Source organism: Ruthenibacterium intestinale (genome assembly GCF_040096265.1).
Taxonomy (GTDB): Bacteria; Bacillota; Clostridia; order Oscillospirales; family Ruminococcaceae; genus Ruthenibacterium; species Ruthenibacterium komagatae.
The window spans coordinates 1-14,434 of the sequence record NZ_JBBMFA010000033.1; the positions used below are offsets into that span (position 1 = coordinate 1).

Genomic DNA, 14,434 nt, shown 5'->3' on the forward strand with positions numbered 1-14,434 from the left:
TTCTTAACTTCCATTCTGCCCGGGAATTATGGGACTTTGAACTCAATTCCTGTTGCACTTAGTTTGACAATTCACTGGTCGCAAATCGTAATAGAACATGTACTGCTGCAAAATCCCCGCGCAGCCACGGTAACGTTCCAGCGGAAATCCATTCGGATAATACGCTTTCAAAATCTGCCGAATGTGCGTATCAATGGGAAAGGCATCCACATGGTGCAACCCGAATAAGCAGATGCAATCGGCGACCTTGGGCCCAATGCCCGGACATTTCCGAAGCATTTCATGTGCTTCCGAATAGGACAAAGCATACAAATCGTCGGGCGAATACTGTGAAAAGAAAGCGCCTGCTCCCAGCAGATACCGGGCGCGGTATCCCACTCCCAGCGCGCGAAGTTCCGCTTCGCTGCGAGCGGCCAGCTGCTGCGGCGTCGGCACCTGACCGTCTGTCAAAGCGCACAAATCACGCAAATTTTTTCGAATGCGCGGGATGTTGCTGTTCTGACTGAGCAGAAAAGTAACGATCATCTCCCAAACATCCTGGCGCAAAATGCGCAAGCCGAAACCGTATTGAACAGCCTTCGTCAAATACGCATCTGCAGGGTCGACCCGGTGAACAATCTCCTCGTAATCCGTTTCCAAATCAAAATACGTTGACCAGACCCGTTCAAACTCTTCGGACGTACATTGAAACTCGAACTGATCCCCCTGCTGGGCCACACGAACCGTTCGGCCACAGGCGGGAATCACAAAACTTCCGTCTTCCTGCGGTTGCCAGCGAAAACATTGGCCCGAATCGTAAATCTGCCGCAGATCACACCGAGGAATTTTTCGTCTCACCATGGGCAATCATTCCTCCGAAAAGCTTCGCAGCAACGCAATTTCTGCAGCCCAGCCCGCATTATCGTTGGGTGTTTCCAGAACAAAGGGCAAATTTTTGACTGCCGGATGACATATCAGGCGACGGAAAGCATCCTTTCCCAGCTGTCCCTCTCCAATGCGCGCATGGCGGTCCTTGCGGGCGCCTAACAAATTCTGGCTGTCGTTGGTGTGAATCGCTTTCAGTTTTTCAAGTCCAATCACCCGATCAAACTGCTGCAACACGCCATCCAGATCGTTCACAATATCATACCCGGCGTCCCATACATGGCAGGTATCCAGACACACGCCCAGCTTCTCCGGCAGGCGGACCCGATCCATAATCGCCCGAAGTTCTTCAAAGCTCGATCCCACTTCGCTTCCCTTTCCCGCCATGGTTTCCAGCAGCACGGTCGTCTGCATCTCCGGCCAGAGCACCTCATTCAGCAAATCGGCGATGAGCTGGATTCCTGTTTCAATTCCCTGCCCCACATGGCTGCCCGGATGAAAATTGTAATAATTGCCCGGGGTATACTCCAGCCTCGCCAGATCTTCCCGCATAGAGCGGCGGGCAAAATCGCGCAAATCTTCTTTTGCTGCGCAAGCGTTGTATGTATACGGAGCATGTGCCACGACGGGGCCAAAGCCATGCTCCCGCGCCAGTTCATTGTATGCGGCCACATCTTTCTCATCCAAAGGCTTTACTGTGCCTCCGCGGGGATTTCTTGTAAAAAACGCGAAGGTATTGGCCCCCAGCTTTAACGCCTGTTTGCCCATGGCCAAATAACCTTTGGACGATGAAATATGACTTCCTATGTAACTCATAAAATAAAAGCCTCCGAAAGATTCAATATCGCAAAAGTCGTTCTCAGTGAATCTGTGACCAACGAGCTGTACAGCACCACTCCTCTACAACTTTGGACAGATTATACCATACTTACGCGAATCGTGGAATCTCTGTTTTCGTCAGCCAACTATTTCATCTTCCTGCGTTTTTCAAAAGTTCTGCTATTTCCCCTGCCGAAAGAATTCTTCCGGCGGAAACGACCTTTTCGTCCACCACCAGAGCCGGCGTACTCATAACACCATATTCTGCAATCCGACCGAAATCGGTCACATGGTCAATCGGTTCTTCCCTTCCCAGCTGCTGCAATGCCTCTCTCGTGTTCCTTTCCAATTCGTTGCACTTGGCGCATCCGGACCCGAGAATCTTAATTTTTGCTGATTCTGTCAGACTTGTATCGACATCCGCCTGTTTTTTCTTCCTGAAGAACATAAATACCTCCTAAATCAAATAACTTTGAACGCCATTAAACAAATACCCGACCAGAACAATGCCGACCGTACAAATCCCGATGAACACAGCCATCAGCAACGGCTTTATTGCTTTGCGCAGCATAATCAGCGAAGGCAGGGAAAGCGTCGTTACCGCCATCATAAAGCTGAGAACAGTTCCCAGCTGTGCCCCTTTTGACAGAAGCGCTTCCGCGACCGGAATGGTTCCAAAGATATCCGCATACATGGGAATTCCGACCAGCACCGCCAGTACGACCCCCAGCGGATTCTGCCCGCCCAGTACGGTTTCGATCCACGCCTGCGGAATCCAGTTATGAATGAGCGCACCTACACCCACGCCCAGCAAAATATACGGAAAAACTTTTCGGAATGTGGCTGTCACCTGATCGAACGCATACTGGCATCGCTGTTTTCGGCTGTAGCCGGGCACATCTGTTTCGGTGGCCGCCCCCTGCCTGACAAAAGGCTCCACCTGATCTTTGAGCGGAAGCTTTTCAATCATTGTTCCGCCAACCACCGCAACCACAAGTCCCACGATCACATACGCACAGGCAATCTTCCAGCCAAAGACCCCCGTCAGAAGCAGCAGGCTGCCCAAATCCACCATTGGGGATGAAATCAGAAACGAAAAAGTTACCCCCAGCGGAAGACCCGCACTGGAAAAGCCAATAAACAACGGAATGGACGAACAGGAGCAGAAAGGCGTCACGGTCCCCAGCAGAGCCGCCATGATGTTGGCCCCCACGCCGCGAAATCTTCCCAAAATTTTTCTGCTTCGCTCCGGTGGAAAATAACTCTGGATGTAGCTGATGATAAAAATCAAAAAGCACAACAGAATGGATATTTTGATTACATCGTAAAGAAAGAACTGAACGCTCGCTCCGATTTTTGAATCCGTATTCAGCCCCAATGCAGAAAGCAATTGTCCCAGCTGTCGATTCAACCATTGCATCCCCAACACCTGGTTTTGAAAAAACAGCAGCACTTCCGTCATACGCAGTCCCCCTGTCCGCCATCCGCCACATGAAGCAGATATTGCGAAAATTGTTCGAATGTCTCCCGGCAAAGGGAATAATGCATCCATTTTCCTTCCCGCCGCGCTGTTACAAGGCCGCATTCACACAGCACTTTCATGTGGTGTGATAAAGTCGGCTGCGTGATTTCAAAAGCTTCCAACAGCTGGCACGCACACTTTTCCTTGCCGCCCAACATTTGCAGAATTTTCAGCCGGTTGGAATCTCCCAGTGCTTTGCAGATACAAGCTGCATCTATCTCGTTCATTTTGCCCTCCTGTTACATCGATTTATATCTATATGATACTCATCGCATAGATACTTGTCAATGTATTTGTGTTCAAAATTTGTCAGGATACTTGATATCTGGACGAAAAACCTTTGGCAAGAAGCAGCGCAGAATATCGGTTTGATACAAACAAAAAGGCCCAGCCCTTTAGCGGGGTGTTCGTAAGACAGTAACAAAAGCAAAAGGCGTGATGAAAGTGGTCGCGCCTTTTGCCTTATGTGGATAGCCGCTTTCGAGGCGCAAGGGATGCAGTCCCTTGCTCGGAACATAGTGACGCAAAACACCCCGGACATTCAGGTGTCCGGGGTGTTCGGTCTCACCGAGCGCACATATGGGGATTACCCTGTATAGAAGTGCGCCCTTAGTATCTGTTCGACAAATTGGAATTTATATTTTTTTCTGCAAATAAATCATATCTACCAGTTGAGTACCTGCTTCATATATTGAATGGTCATAATTATCCGTGAAGAAGTTTTTAATGCTATGCGAACGAATAAATCCACACTTCTCATAAAAAGGAATTGTCAACGGACTATCCCCTGTACCAACTTGCAATATAGAATACTTCCCTTTGTATGTCGTAGCAACGAAGTCAATTAGTGCTTTACCGTAACCCTTTCCCTGATATTCTGGTTCAGTTGCAATGTTTTTGATTTCAAGGACACCCTTCCCCTCGTCTGTTATCACACATTCGCACTTAACTCCATCATCGTCCAAAACATACATTGTCCCCTTATTAATATACCTGTCTATCATATCCTCTTGCTCATCTGCTAATAGCAGCAACGGAAGAAATTGTTTTTTATTCTCCTTGATTTCTTTAATTTTCATATCAACTTGCTCCCTAAATACCGATTTGTAGGTCTGTTCGGTTCCATGCTATCACATAACGGGGATAAAATACAAGAACAGCCACCGCAGTTCAAACTACGGTGGCTGTTAACTGTCTTATGAACACCGCTCCTTCGGGCCGGGTCTCTTTTACCCTTCAACCGTATAAGAAAAAGGCAGCAGATCTTTGGCGGCAATCTTTTTCGGCGTGCCTTTGACCGACACAATCACTTCGCATTCCGGCATATAATCGTGTAATATCTGTCGGCAGTTTCCGCATGGCGGCAAAATTTCTTCGCCCTGCCTTCCTCGAACCGCGACAATCGCTTCGAATTCTCGTTCACCGTTTGTAATGGCCGTTCCAATCGCGATTTGCTCGGCACAAGCCCCATGCAGTGAATACACGTTCACTCCGACATACACTTTTCCGCTTTTGCAACGGACTGCAGCCCCTACGGTGTGGTTGCTGTTTTCCTCGTCATAGTTGCGTTGTATGACGTCCTGTGCCGCACGGACAAGCAGACGGTCCTGCTCAGTCAATTCATGCAGCGGCAACAGTTCTTCCGGAAATCGTGTCATCAATGGAACCCGCCTCTCTTAACGTATTTCGATTGGAGCACAGAAAATTTATTGCTAAAAAAATTACCGCAAGCGTCATATCGCTTGCGGTAATTTTGGTGCCGATGGTGGGACTTGAACCCACACGGTGTTGCCACCAACGGATTTTGAGTCCGCATCGTCTGCCATTCCGACACATCGGCACGTGAGATAGCTTATTTATTATAAGCGATTTCTCACATAAAATCAAGTCTTTTTTTCATTAAAACCGCAAACGCCTTGCGAATTCATTTTTAATGCTTTTGTCGCCAAACAACGCCAGCGCCGTAATGCTGGCAATGGCCATTACGGCAGGGATTGCCGCAGCCCAAAACACATGGGAAAGGCCCGTCCAATAAAAAATCAGCGGAACAAAGCCAAATACCGCCAGTACAACCTGATACAATACATAGCCGGCCCAATTGATCAGATTGCATAGAATAACGATCATCACCGCGGCAATTCCAATGCAGAAAACCGCGGGCAGAACAAAGTCAACCGACCAGCCTCTCCAGCCGGTTTCCACGTCCAGCAAAATCACCAATGCTCCGGCGCAGACCACCTGCATCAAAATTTTTCCGCCGGCATTTCCCCCTGTCCGCAGCACATGCGGCACCGAGATCCATGCATAACCAAAAGAAGTCGCCACGATCAGCCACCACCAAAAATGCGGCATGGTGGCCAGGTTGATCAATGCACAAACCGCAATGGTTACGATTGACCAAAACAGAAGGATCCGTTTGACCAGATGGTACTTTCTTCCGAAACCAAGCACCGGATACACGCGCTTCCCGTTCTGGCCCATTAAAGGCGCGCCGCACAAAGGGCAAATCTGTGCCGGTGTGGAAATATCGATCTGACATGCATCACAATGTTTCATTCTCATCACCGTTGCTTTCCAATGTAATGGGTACTCCCGCCTGCACAAGGTGCTGTGCGATCTGAAGGATCAGTGGATTTCTGTCCAAAAGCGTGGTCACATTCAGCGCCAGCGTTCCGCCGTAAGCGCAGGCCGTAAACTTCAAAGGTTCCCCCGGAGAAGCCGGCAATAAAAAGCGGAATCCTTCAAAATAAGGCTGGAACTTTTCATCCACATCAACCACGCCCAAATTGGACAAGGTGGTCGTACTTCCATGGCTGGAATGCTCGTAAATCAACCGCAGAATTCCGTTTTTAAGCAGAAGCGGAGTCATTCGCGCAAACAGATTTTTCTCACTCTGGGCGGTATAGGCCAGCTTCTGTTCAAAGGCCTCCCGAGTACACTTTTCAGCAAACTGACGTTTCACATCCTGCAGGACCGCGTCAAAATTCGCCGGACCGGGACCAAATTTCTGCGAAACCGTCATTCCGGAAAAGAAGTTCAAAGAGGTGTCGCCGCCAAAAATGCGGCGCAGATTGACCGGCACAAAAAGATTGATTGGCTTTTTGGCGCCGCCGGCCGGCATGTGCGCCTGCCGAATGGAACACAAAACCAGCGCCGCCAGATACTCGCCGATGGACACGCCGCTCTCTTTGCACACTCTTTTTAAATCGGTTACCGGCATCAGCAGAGAGACAACCCCCACATCGCCCGCCAGCCGTTTGGTCCCTTTGATGTGAAATGCACTGGGTTCTTTATAGCCGGCTTTTTTCGACGGACGGCTGTATTTCAGGTAACAGTCCTCCACGTTGCCCGCCTGTTCCAGACCGTAGCGTTTTTCCTGCTCCGTCCCGTCCGGATAAGCCAGCTGACAATAACGATAGCAAATCGCCTTGAGAAACCGCATGGCACCCGTTCCGTCGGTAAGCACATGGAAGGTCTCCAAGTGGACCCGATTTTCGAAATACAGCACGCGGAACAAAAAGCGTCCTGTTTCCAGCGGATCCATATAACGACAAGGCACGTCCTGTTCCAAACGAACTACCGGCACCGAATCGTTGGCCTCAAGATAACTCCAAAACAGGCCGTGGCGCAAACGAACTCCGAAAGCAGCATAATACGGAAGCGTCTGCTCCAGCGTGCGCTGAAGCAGCCCTGGATCCACCGTATCCCGCAAAACAGCTGTCATCCGGAACACATTGGTTGTGCGCCTGCTGGCAACCACAGGGAACAGATTGGCTGTATTGTCCAGCTTGTGCCAACGTCTGAAGCGCGGTTGCTTTTTCAATTGCCTTCCCCTCCTGTCGGCGGCACAAACAGCCGCAGGTCAATATTTTGTGCAATCGCCATGCCGCCCAGTTTGTTGGGGTGCAAACCATCCGGCAGGGAAAACTCTTTCTTCATGCCCGGTTCATCCCCCGCAGCAATGGGAGCCCCCAGGTCCAGCACTGCGTCAAACAACCCGCATTCCTCCAGCCAGGCATTGATGGCCAGCCGCAGTTCTTCTCTCTGTGCCGTATAAATATGATTGATCTCGCGGGGAAGCAGCTTGCCTGCGTACACTTTCACGCCGCGCCCGTGCAGCGCTTCGGCCAGCGGCTCCACCGCTTTTTGATATTGTTCCAGCGTGATCAAATCACTCTCCGGTGCGCCATCCTTGCCCGGCAAACCAATATCATTGGTTCCCAGTGCAAAAATCGCATGCGTAAGTCCCTCAATCGGAAGCATATCGTAACGGAAGCGCTCAATTCCCGCATGCCCGTAAATCCCCTTGACCAGAGAGGGCGAATCATACAGCAGACGATTGCCGCCAATTCCCAGATTACAGACACTGACCATCCCAGGATATGCGTGATACAGACGCTGTGTGAACGGCGTCACCCATGCCCCCTGCTGTATGATGGAATCGCCGAATGCTGCCACTACGGAAGGTTTCGGCGCATTGTCATCCTGCTCAATCACAATTTCGGACAAGGTCGTCACCGCATTGGTGATATCCCAGGGAAGCACTGTCCGAGACAGACTGCTGAGCAGCTTCGCCTTGGGGAATTCAGTTTCGGCACAGTAATCTCCTTTGACAGACCGCATGGCGAAAGTACTGACGAAGTTGCCGGAACTGACCTTGTCGGACAGCGGATAATATAAGCTGACCACAATGGTTTGGCCCGGTTTTACCGCCAGCGAAATACGGTCAGAATAGACATCTCTTTCCGGAACGAGCGCAAAACTGGTATCTCCAAATACCGTCAGAGGACGCATAGACCCCGGCAGAATCGTGCCTTTCCGATCCGCGAGGGCCACAGTGGCATTCCCCACCCAAACCGGGCGGGAAGAATAATAATTACTGAATTTTATATAAAGGCCGTTGCCCGAAAGATTATTGGGCGCGAGAATGCGCACAGTGCGCGCGGCATTGTTGAACGGCTGCGCGGAAATATCCGTATGCGCAACGGCAAATGTGCAGACACGGCGGGACATGGCTGCTCCCTCCTTTGGGAAAGATCAAATTCAGTATAGCACGCTCCGCCTGAGAAAAAAAGCATTCCGGGCCGATTCCGCTCTGAAATACACAAAGCGAAAGGCCCGGACCATTTGGTCCGAGCCTTTGGGGAACATTATTGATTTGCCTTTTTGGCCGCTTCGTCCACTTTGAGCATAATGGCGCATTCCATGCGTTTACGGAACAGCTCACAGCCGTACTCGTAAATTCCGCGAATGCTTCCGGTCGCATGATACGCGTTGGCCGCACATCCGCCGGAACAGTACAGCCGCGCCCAGCAGTCCTTGCAGTCCGGACGCGCATACACATTGCACAGCTTAAACTCATCCCGAAGCTCCGGCCGCGTGACGCCATCCCACACATTGCCCATAAGGTATTTTTCATCCCCTACGAACTGATGACACGGATACAGATCGCCCCAGGGCGTAACCGCCATATACTCCGTTCCGGAGCCACATCCGGAAATGCGCTTGTAAATGCAGGGGCCGTGCGTCAGATCGATCATATAATGATAGAACGTGAAGGGCCGCCCCTCTTCCTTGCGCCGAATCATCTCCTTGGCCAGGATCTCGTACTGCTCCATCAGCTTGGGCAGGTCTTCCTGCGTCAGCGCATACGGTTCACCCGGGGCACACACCACCGGTTCCATGGACAACTCCGTAAAGCCCAGATCCGCCATATGGAAAATGTCCTTGGTGAAATCCACATTGTTATGGGTGTAGGTGCCGCGCACATAATAGTCCCGGTCGCCCCGGCGACGAGCAAATTCCTGGAATTTGGGTACGATCAGATCGTAACTTCCCTGACCGGCATAATTCTTGCGTAAATGGTCGTGCACTTCTTTGCGGCCGTCCAGGCTCATGACCACATTGTGCATTTCACGGTTGGCAAACTCGATCACCTCATCGTCTACCAGCACGCCGTTCGTCGTCAGCGTAAAGCGGAAATTCTTCTGCTTTTCCTGTTCAATGCTGCGGGCGTAGGCAACCAGCTGCTTGACAACATCCCAGTTCATGAGCGGCTCGCCGCCGAAGAAATCCACTTCCAGATTGCGCCGTGTTCCGGAATTCGCCACCAGAAAATCCAGCGCCTGCTTACCCACTTCAAAGCTCATCAGGGCACGGTCGCCGTGGTATTTTCCCTGGCTGGCAAAGCAATATTCACAGTTCAGATTGCAGGTATGAGCCACGTGCAGGCACAGCGCCTTCACCACGGTGCTGCGCTTTTTGAAATCGAAGGCCTTATCCGCATATACGTCCGGTGCGAACAGCTTTCCCTGCTCTTTCAATGTCTCCACATCGTCCAGGCATTCGCGCACGTCCTCCGGTGTAACTTCCGGATATTTTTCAGTGATCGTTCGCACAATTTCCTGTGCAGGTGTACTCTCGTACAGGGCGATGATGTCATATGCCACCTCGTCCACAGCGTGCACAGACCCGGAATAAACGTCCAGCACGATGTTATAGCCGTTCAATTTATATTGATGTATCACTTTGCGTTCCCTTTCCGTCATAAAAATACCGCTTGCCCACAAACAGGTGAGCAGGCGGCGATATGGATCCTATTCAACAACCTTATTTGTTGTCTTTGTTCTCGCACATCTGGTTCGCAACACCGCAGGAAGTCTTGCAAGCAGACTGGCAGGAAGTCTGGCATTCGCCGCAGCCGCCATTCTGAACGCTCTTGGCAAGATCGCGCGTTTCGAGTGTCTGGATTCGTTTCATCGGTTCTTTCCTCCTTTCACACAAACGTGAATCTTTTATAAATTATACATCGCACAGGCTGTATCCGTCAATAGTTGACCGGTCTTCTTAGGTTTGGTAGAATGAAGAAAAACAGCGGGAGGTCACTTATGAAGCGTTTTGCCGGAATTTTTGCAGCATGGCTGGTTTTCTTTTTGGTCGGAACCTTTCTGTTTGGCTCCTTCTTTCTGGCACCCGGACATTTTTACCGACTGCCGCTTCTTCTCGCCCTTTTCGCTGCCGTTTTCACCTGTGTTCTGGCCGAATTGTACGATAAGCTGGACGCGCTGGAAAAACGCATCCAGGCACTGGAATCCAATCATCCCAACGAATGAGCCCGCAGCAGCGGGCTTTTTTCATGCCTTCCGGACCCAAAGACCGCCGGAAAGTCCTCTCAGCGAGACGCCGCTCTCCTGAAGACCTTTGAACACGGACAAAAGCGCTGCATCTATCTCCTCCCCCGGAACCAGCAACGGTATGCCCGGCGGATATGCCCAGACATATCCCGCGCTCACACGGCCCGCCGCTTTGTCCAGCGGACATTTTTCCCGCGCACCAAACACCGCTTCTTGCGCGGAACAGAGCCGACGAGGCAGCTGCAGGGCCGGCCGAACAGCGGCCGAAGGTGACGTTTGAATCATGCGATCCGCTTTGCAAAGCGCACGCGCCAACGCATGGAATGTGTCGGCTGTATCTCCCATCCCCGTCATGGCGATCACATAATCTGAAGCCGCCATTTCAAGCTCAATGTTTGCTTCCTTGCGCAGGCTGCCCATCAGCTCCGGACCCGTGACCGAAGTTCCGGCAGTGGAGATGACGATTTTGGATGGGTCCAGCGCATACACAGAACTGTCAGGCGCCGCTGTATATCCCAAAATCCGCAGATGCTGCAGCGAGCGCACTTCCTGTCCAAACGCCTGCAGAGACGCATTCCATTCCTGCAGCAAGTGCTGCCCCTGCTCCAGCAGCAACGCCACACAACTATCCAACGAGGCCATCAGCAGATACGAAGGGCTGCTGGTTTCAAAAATCTCCAGAGAATGCGCCACCCGCTCCGGATCCACCAGTTCGCCCTGAAGATGGAGCAGCGCCGTCTGTGTCAGACTGGGCAAAGTCTTGTGTGCGCTTTGTATCACTACATCCGCCCCGCAGGCCACCGCACCCGCCGGAAAATTTCCCATTCCAAGATGCGCTCCATGGGCTTCATCCACCAGCAGGACTGCATGATGGCGATGCGCCACATCCGCAATGGCACGGATATCGCTGACAACGCCCTCGTAGGTCGGACTTGTGACAATGACCAGACGCACATCCGGATGTGTCTGCAGCGCCCGCTCCACTTCGGCTGGTGCGATGGAAGCGCAGATTCCAAAACGGCTTTCCACCGGTGGCAGCAAAAAGTGCGGCGTAATGCCGCACAACTCCAGGCCATGGTAGACGGATTTGTGACAGTTGCGTGCCACAATGGCGCTTCCGCCCTGTCCTAAAACGGCATGAATGGCTGCCAGAATGCCGCAAGTGCTTCCATTGACCAGATAGAAGGAACGCTTTGCCCCCCACAGCTGTGCCGCACGCTCCATACCGCGGCGCAGAATCCCCTCTGCACCGTGAAGGTCATCGAACCCGTCGATCTCCGTGATATCCAGCCCTGCACCCAAGGCTTTCAAATAAGGTGCCAAAGCTTCGTTTCGCTTGTGGCCTGGCATGTGCATGGGGATTGCATCTTCCCTCCCATATCGCTGCAAGGCCATGAACAACGTCTCGTCCATTTGTCCCTCTTTTCACGCTGCAAGCTGGCACAGAATGCCAGCTGCCGTACCGATGCCATACAGAAGCGCTACAATGAACGCATTTTGCTTCCAGCTTTTATTCGAACGGCACAGCACTGCCAGTCCCACACCTGCACTGGTGCAAAGGCCGGCCACCATGCCGCCAAAACTCAGCTGACCCGCCGCGAAAAGCTGTGTAAGCAGCACACTGGCCACGCAGTTGGGGATCAGACCGATCAGCCCCGCCAATGCCGGCTGCCAGAAATCGCTGGCGGCCAGCACTGAGGCAATGGTGTCTTCTCCAATCAGTGCCACAAGGCCGCCCAACACAAAGTTAAAGGCCAAAATAAACAGAAAAATGTTGAACGTATGCTTCAGCGCCGCCAACAGGATTCCGTCTTCTTCCTGATGCTCGTGGCAGTCCACTTCCCGGCTGCTTCCTGTGTAGCCGCCCCGCACGGAAACCGGAATCCACTTCTTGAATACAAAATCAATGCAGACTGCCGCCGTCAGCGCCACCACAATTTTAACGCCGATCACCGCCAGCATCGCTTCCCACTGGTCCGGATTGGCAATCATCAGCGGGATCGCTTCGTCGCTGGTCGTAAGGAACACTGCCAGCAGTGTTCCAAGCGTGATGACTTTGGAGCCATACAGGTTCGCAGCCATCGCAGAAAAACCGCACTGAGGAAAACACCCAAGCAGCGCAGCAGGCACAAATCCAAAACGTCCACCGCCGGCCAGCACACGCTCGATCCGCTCCGAGTGACGATGCTCCACATATTCAATCACCCAGTAGGCGACAAACAAAAAGGGCAGCATTTTCACACTGTCCATCCACGCATCCGACAAAATATCAAAAATCAAATCCATTTTTTCTCCCTGGTTCCTTTCATCATTTGTCCGATGACTTTCCGGCAAATGATATACTTTATTAGTATATTACATCCTTTTTTCTTTTGCAATCCGCAAAAAACAGTTATTTTCGTCCCCAAGAAAGAAAAAGTTCTTCAAAATGCCCTTGCACTGCCCTTTGACGAATGGTATTATTATGGCGGTATTTTTTTGATTCTATAAATAATGATGAGGAGTTTTGTACATGCGAGGCATTTATTCGTCCGTAACCGACATCCGCCGCAAGGTTTTCACCGAAGTGGCACGTATGGCTTATGAGGGAACCGATTACAGCCATATCGAGGAACTTCCGTATAAAATTGTTCCCGGTGAGGTCGAACGCTATCGGGAAAGCATTTTCCTTGAGCGCGCCATCGTCGGCGAACGGCTGCGTCTGACCATGGGCCTTTCTCTGCGCCCCATTGATCAGCACGCTCCCCTGGTGGAAGGCGTGGAAGAGAGTGCGCGCCCGGAAAAATATTACGAGCCGCCCCTGATCAACGTGATCAAATTCGCGTGCAATGCCTGCCCGGAAAAATCCTATCATGTGACCAACCTCTGCCAGGGCTGTTTGGCACATCCCTGTAAAGAGATCTGCCCCAAAGGCGCCATTTCCATTGTGCACGGCAAAAGTGTAATCGATCAGGAGAAGTGCATCAAATGCGGTCAGTGCGCCAATGCCTGCCCTTACGGCGCAATTAATAAAATGGAGCGCCCCTGCGCCAAAGCTTGCGGCATGGACGCCATTGGCTCTGACGAGCTGGGCCGCGCCACCATCAATTATGACAAATGCGTTTCCTGCGGCATGTGCCTTGTGAACTGCCCCTTTGGCGCAATCGCGGACAAGAGCCAGATTTTCCAGGTGATTCAGTCCATTAAAAAAGGTGATCGTGTCATCGCCGCGGTGGCTCCTGCTTTTGTGGGCCAGTTCGGGCCGGACATGACCACGGACAAGCTGAAACCGTCCATGAAACTGCTGGGCTTTGACGACGTGGTCGAAGTTGCCATCGGTGCGGACCTGTGCACCATCGAAGAGGCCAAGGACTTCATGCGTGAGGTTCCCGAACATCAGCCCTTCATGGCGACCTCCTGCTGCCCTGCCTGGAGCGTGATGGCCAAAAAGCTGTTCCCGGATTTTGCACCGTACATCTCCATGGCCATGACCCCCATGGTACTGACAGCCCGCCTGATCAAAAAGGAACACAAGAACTGCAAAGTTGTCTTTATCGGACCTTGCGCGGCGAAAAAGCTGGAAGCCAGCCGCCGCACGATCCGCAGCGATGTAGATTTTGTTCTTACCTTTGAAGAAGTAATGGGTATGTTCGAAGCCAAAGCCATTAAGTTTGCGGAAGTGGCTGCCGGCCCCGAACTGACAGAAGCAACGGCAGACGGCCGCGGCTTTGCGGTTTCCGGCGGCGTGGCCAACGCGGTGGTAAACGCCATCCACAAGATGGATCCGGACCGCGAGGTCAAGGTGATGGCTGCCCAGGGACTGCAGGACTGCAAAAAAATGCTGATGATGGCCAAGGCCGGAAAGCTGAACGGCTATCTGCTGGAAGGCATGGCCTGCCCGGGCGGCTGCGTAGCCGGCGCCGGTACATTGCAGAACCCGGTTCGCGCAACTGCTGCACTGAACAAGTACAAGGCAACTGCACCGCAAAAATACGCGGTGGAATCCAAGTACGAAATCACTTTGAATCTGCTGCATGAATAAGTGAATTGTCAAACTAAGTGCAACAGGAATTGAGTTCAAAGTCCCATAATTCCCGGGCAGAATGGAAGTTAAGAA

16 protein-coding genes and 1 tRNA gene are annotated in these 14,434 nt (G+C 51.9%); 2 read left to right on the forward strand and 15 right to left on the reverse strand.

The features are described from left to right. Positions 1 to 42: 42 nt before the first annotated feature. The 13 genes from WMO24_RS00990 to scfA all read right to left on the reverse strand — a co-directional run bounded on the left by WMO24_RS00990 (position 43) and on the right by scfA (position 9,964). Positions 43 to 840, reverse strand: a complete 798-nt coding sequence (locus WMO24_RS00990; RefSeq protein ID WP_349214231.1) for a DNA-3-methyladenine glycosylase family protein — start codon at positions 838 to 840, stop codon at positions 43 to 45. 6 nt (positions 841 to 846) lie between these two features. Then, a complete protein-coding gene (locus tag WMO24_RS00995; RefSeq protein WP_349214233.1) occupies positions 847 to 1,680 on the reverse strand; it encodes a deoxyribonuclease IV in 834 nt (277 codons plus the stop codon). A gap of 154 nt (positions 1,681 to 1,834) precedes the next feature. Continuing rightward, complete coding sequence (locus WMO24_RS01000; protein ID WP_349214235.1) at positions 1,835 to 2,131, reverse strand: thioredoxin family protein; 297 nt, start codon at positions 2,129 to 2,131, stop codon at positions 1,835 to 1,837. 9 nt (positions 2,132 to 2,140) lie between these two features. Further along, positions 2,141 to 3,145, reverse strand: coding sequence for a permease (locus tag WMO24_RS01005; RefSeq protein ID WP_349214236.1), 1,005 nt, complete (start codon positions 3,143 to 3,145; stop codon positions 2,141 to 2,143). Continuing rightward, positions 3,142 to 3,432 (reverse strand): ArsR/SmtB family transcription factor, encoded by a 291-nt coding sequence (locus tag WMO24_RS01010; protein ID WP_349214237.1) that lies wholly within the window; start codon positions 3,430 to 3,432, stop codon positions 3,142 to 3,144. Before WMO24_RS01010 ends, WMO24_RS01005 begins: the two co-directional genes overlap by 4 nt. A 408-nt stretch (positions 3,433 to 3,840) precedes the next feature. Continuing rightward, a complete protein-coding gene (locus WMO24_RS01015; protein WP_087182454.1) occupies positions 3,841 to 4,284 on the reverse strand; it encodes a GNAT family N-acetyltransferase in 444 nt (147 codons plus the stop codon). Between the two features lie 150 nt (positions 4,285 to 4,434). Beyond that, complete coding sequence (locus WMO24_RS01020) at positions 4,435 to 4,863, reverse strand: cytidine deaminase family protein (RefSeq protein ID WP_349214252.1); 429 nt, start codon at positions 4,861 to 4,863, stop codon at positions 4,435 to 4,437. 96 nt (positions 4,864 to 4,959) lie between these two features. Then, positions 4,960 to 5,045: transfer RNA gene (locus tag WMO24_RS01025), tRNA-Leu, on the reverse strand. A gap of 59 nt (positions 5,046 to 5,104) precedes the next feature. After that, positions 5,105 to 5,761 carry a DUF6320 domain-containing protein gene (locus WMO24_RS01030; RefSeq protein ID WP_349214240.1) on the reverse strand — a complete coding sequence of 219 codons (657 nt, stop codon included), beginning with the start codon at positions 5,759 to 5,761 and terminating at the stop codon, positions 5,105 to 5,107. Next, complete coding sequence (locus tag WMO24_RS01035) at positions 5,748 to 7,028, reverse strand: hypothetical protein (RefSeq protein ID WP_349214242.1); 1,281 nt, start codon at positions 7,026 to 7,028, stop codon at positions 5,748 to 5,750. Before WMO24_RS01035 ends, WMO24_RS01030 begins: the two co-directional genes overlap by 14 nt. Next, complete coding sequence (locus WMO24_RS01040; protein ID WP_349214243.1) at positions 7,025 to 8,218, reverse strand: GDSL-type esterase/lipase family protein; 1,194 nt, start codon at positions 8,216 to 8,218, stop codon at positions 7,025 to 7,027. The genes WMO24_RS01035 and WMO24_RS01040 overlap by 4 nt, the downstream gene beginning before the upstream one ends. 137 nt (positions 8,219 to 8,355) lie before the next feature. Further along, the gene (gene scfB / locus WMO24_RS01045; protein ID WP_349214254.1) at positions 8,356 to 9,732 is read right to left on the reverse strand and encodes a thioether cross-link-forming SCIFF peptide maturase; all 1,377 of its coding nucleotides are present in this window, start codon (positions 9,730 to 9,732) and stop codon (positions 8,356 to 8,358) included. Positions 9,733 to 9,814: 82 nt separating this feature from the next. Beyond that, positions 9,815 to 9,964, reverse strand: a complete 150-nt coding sequence (scfA, locus tag WMO24_RS01050) for a six-cysteine ranthipeptide SCIFF (RefSeq protein WP_349214245.1) — start codon at positions 9,962 to 9,964, stop codon at positions 9,815 to 9,817. A gap of 128 nt (positions 9,965 to 10,092) precedes the next feature. Here scfA and WMO24_RS01055 point away from each other — a divergent pair, with 128 nt between their 5' ends. Beyond that, a complete protein-coding gene (locus WMO24_RS01055; protein ID WP_349214246.1) occupies positions 10,093 to 10,317 on the forward strand; it encodes a coiled-coil domain-containing protein in 225 nt (74 codons plus the stop codon). A 21-nt stretch (positions 10,318 to 10,338) separates the two neighbouring features. Here the strand turns inward: WMO24_RS01055 and WMO24_RS01060 are convergent, their stop codons facing one another. After that, positions 10,339 to 11,751 carry an aminotransferase class I/II-fold pyridoxal phosphate-dependent enzyme gene (locus tag WMO24_RS01060; protein WP_349214247.1) on the reverse strand — a complete coding sequence of 471 codons (1,413 nt, stop codon included), beginning with the start codon at positions 11,749 to 11,751 and terminating at the stop codon, positions 10,339 to 10,341. Positions 11,752 to 11,763: 12 nt separating this feature from the next. Beyond that, positions 11,764 to 12,624: a putative manganese transporter gene (locus WMO24_RS01065; protein ID WP_349214248.1), complete on the reverse strand. Its 861-nt coding sequence runs from the start codon at positions 12,622 to 12,624 to the stop codon at positions 11,764 to 11,766. Between the two features lie 226 nt (positions 12,625 to 12,850). Between WMO24_RS01065 and WMO24_RS01070 the strand changes: the two genes are divergently transcribed. Beyond that, positions 12,851 to 14,359, forward strand: a complete 1,509-nt coding sequence (locus tag WMO24_RS01070) for a 4Fe-4S dicluster domain-containing protein (RefSeq protein WP_349214250.1) — start codon at positions 12,851 to 12,853, stop codon at positions 14,357 to 14,359. Positions 14,360 to 14,434 lie beyond the last annotated feature (75 nt).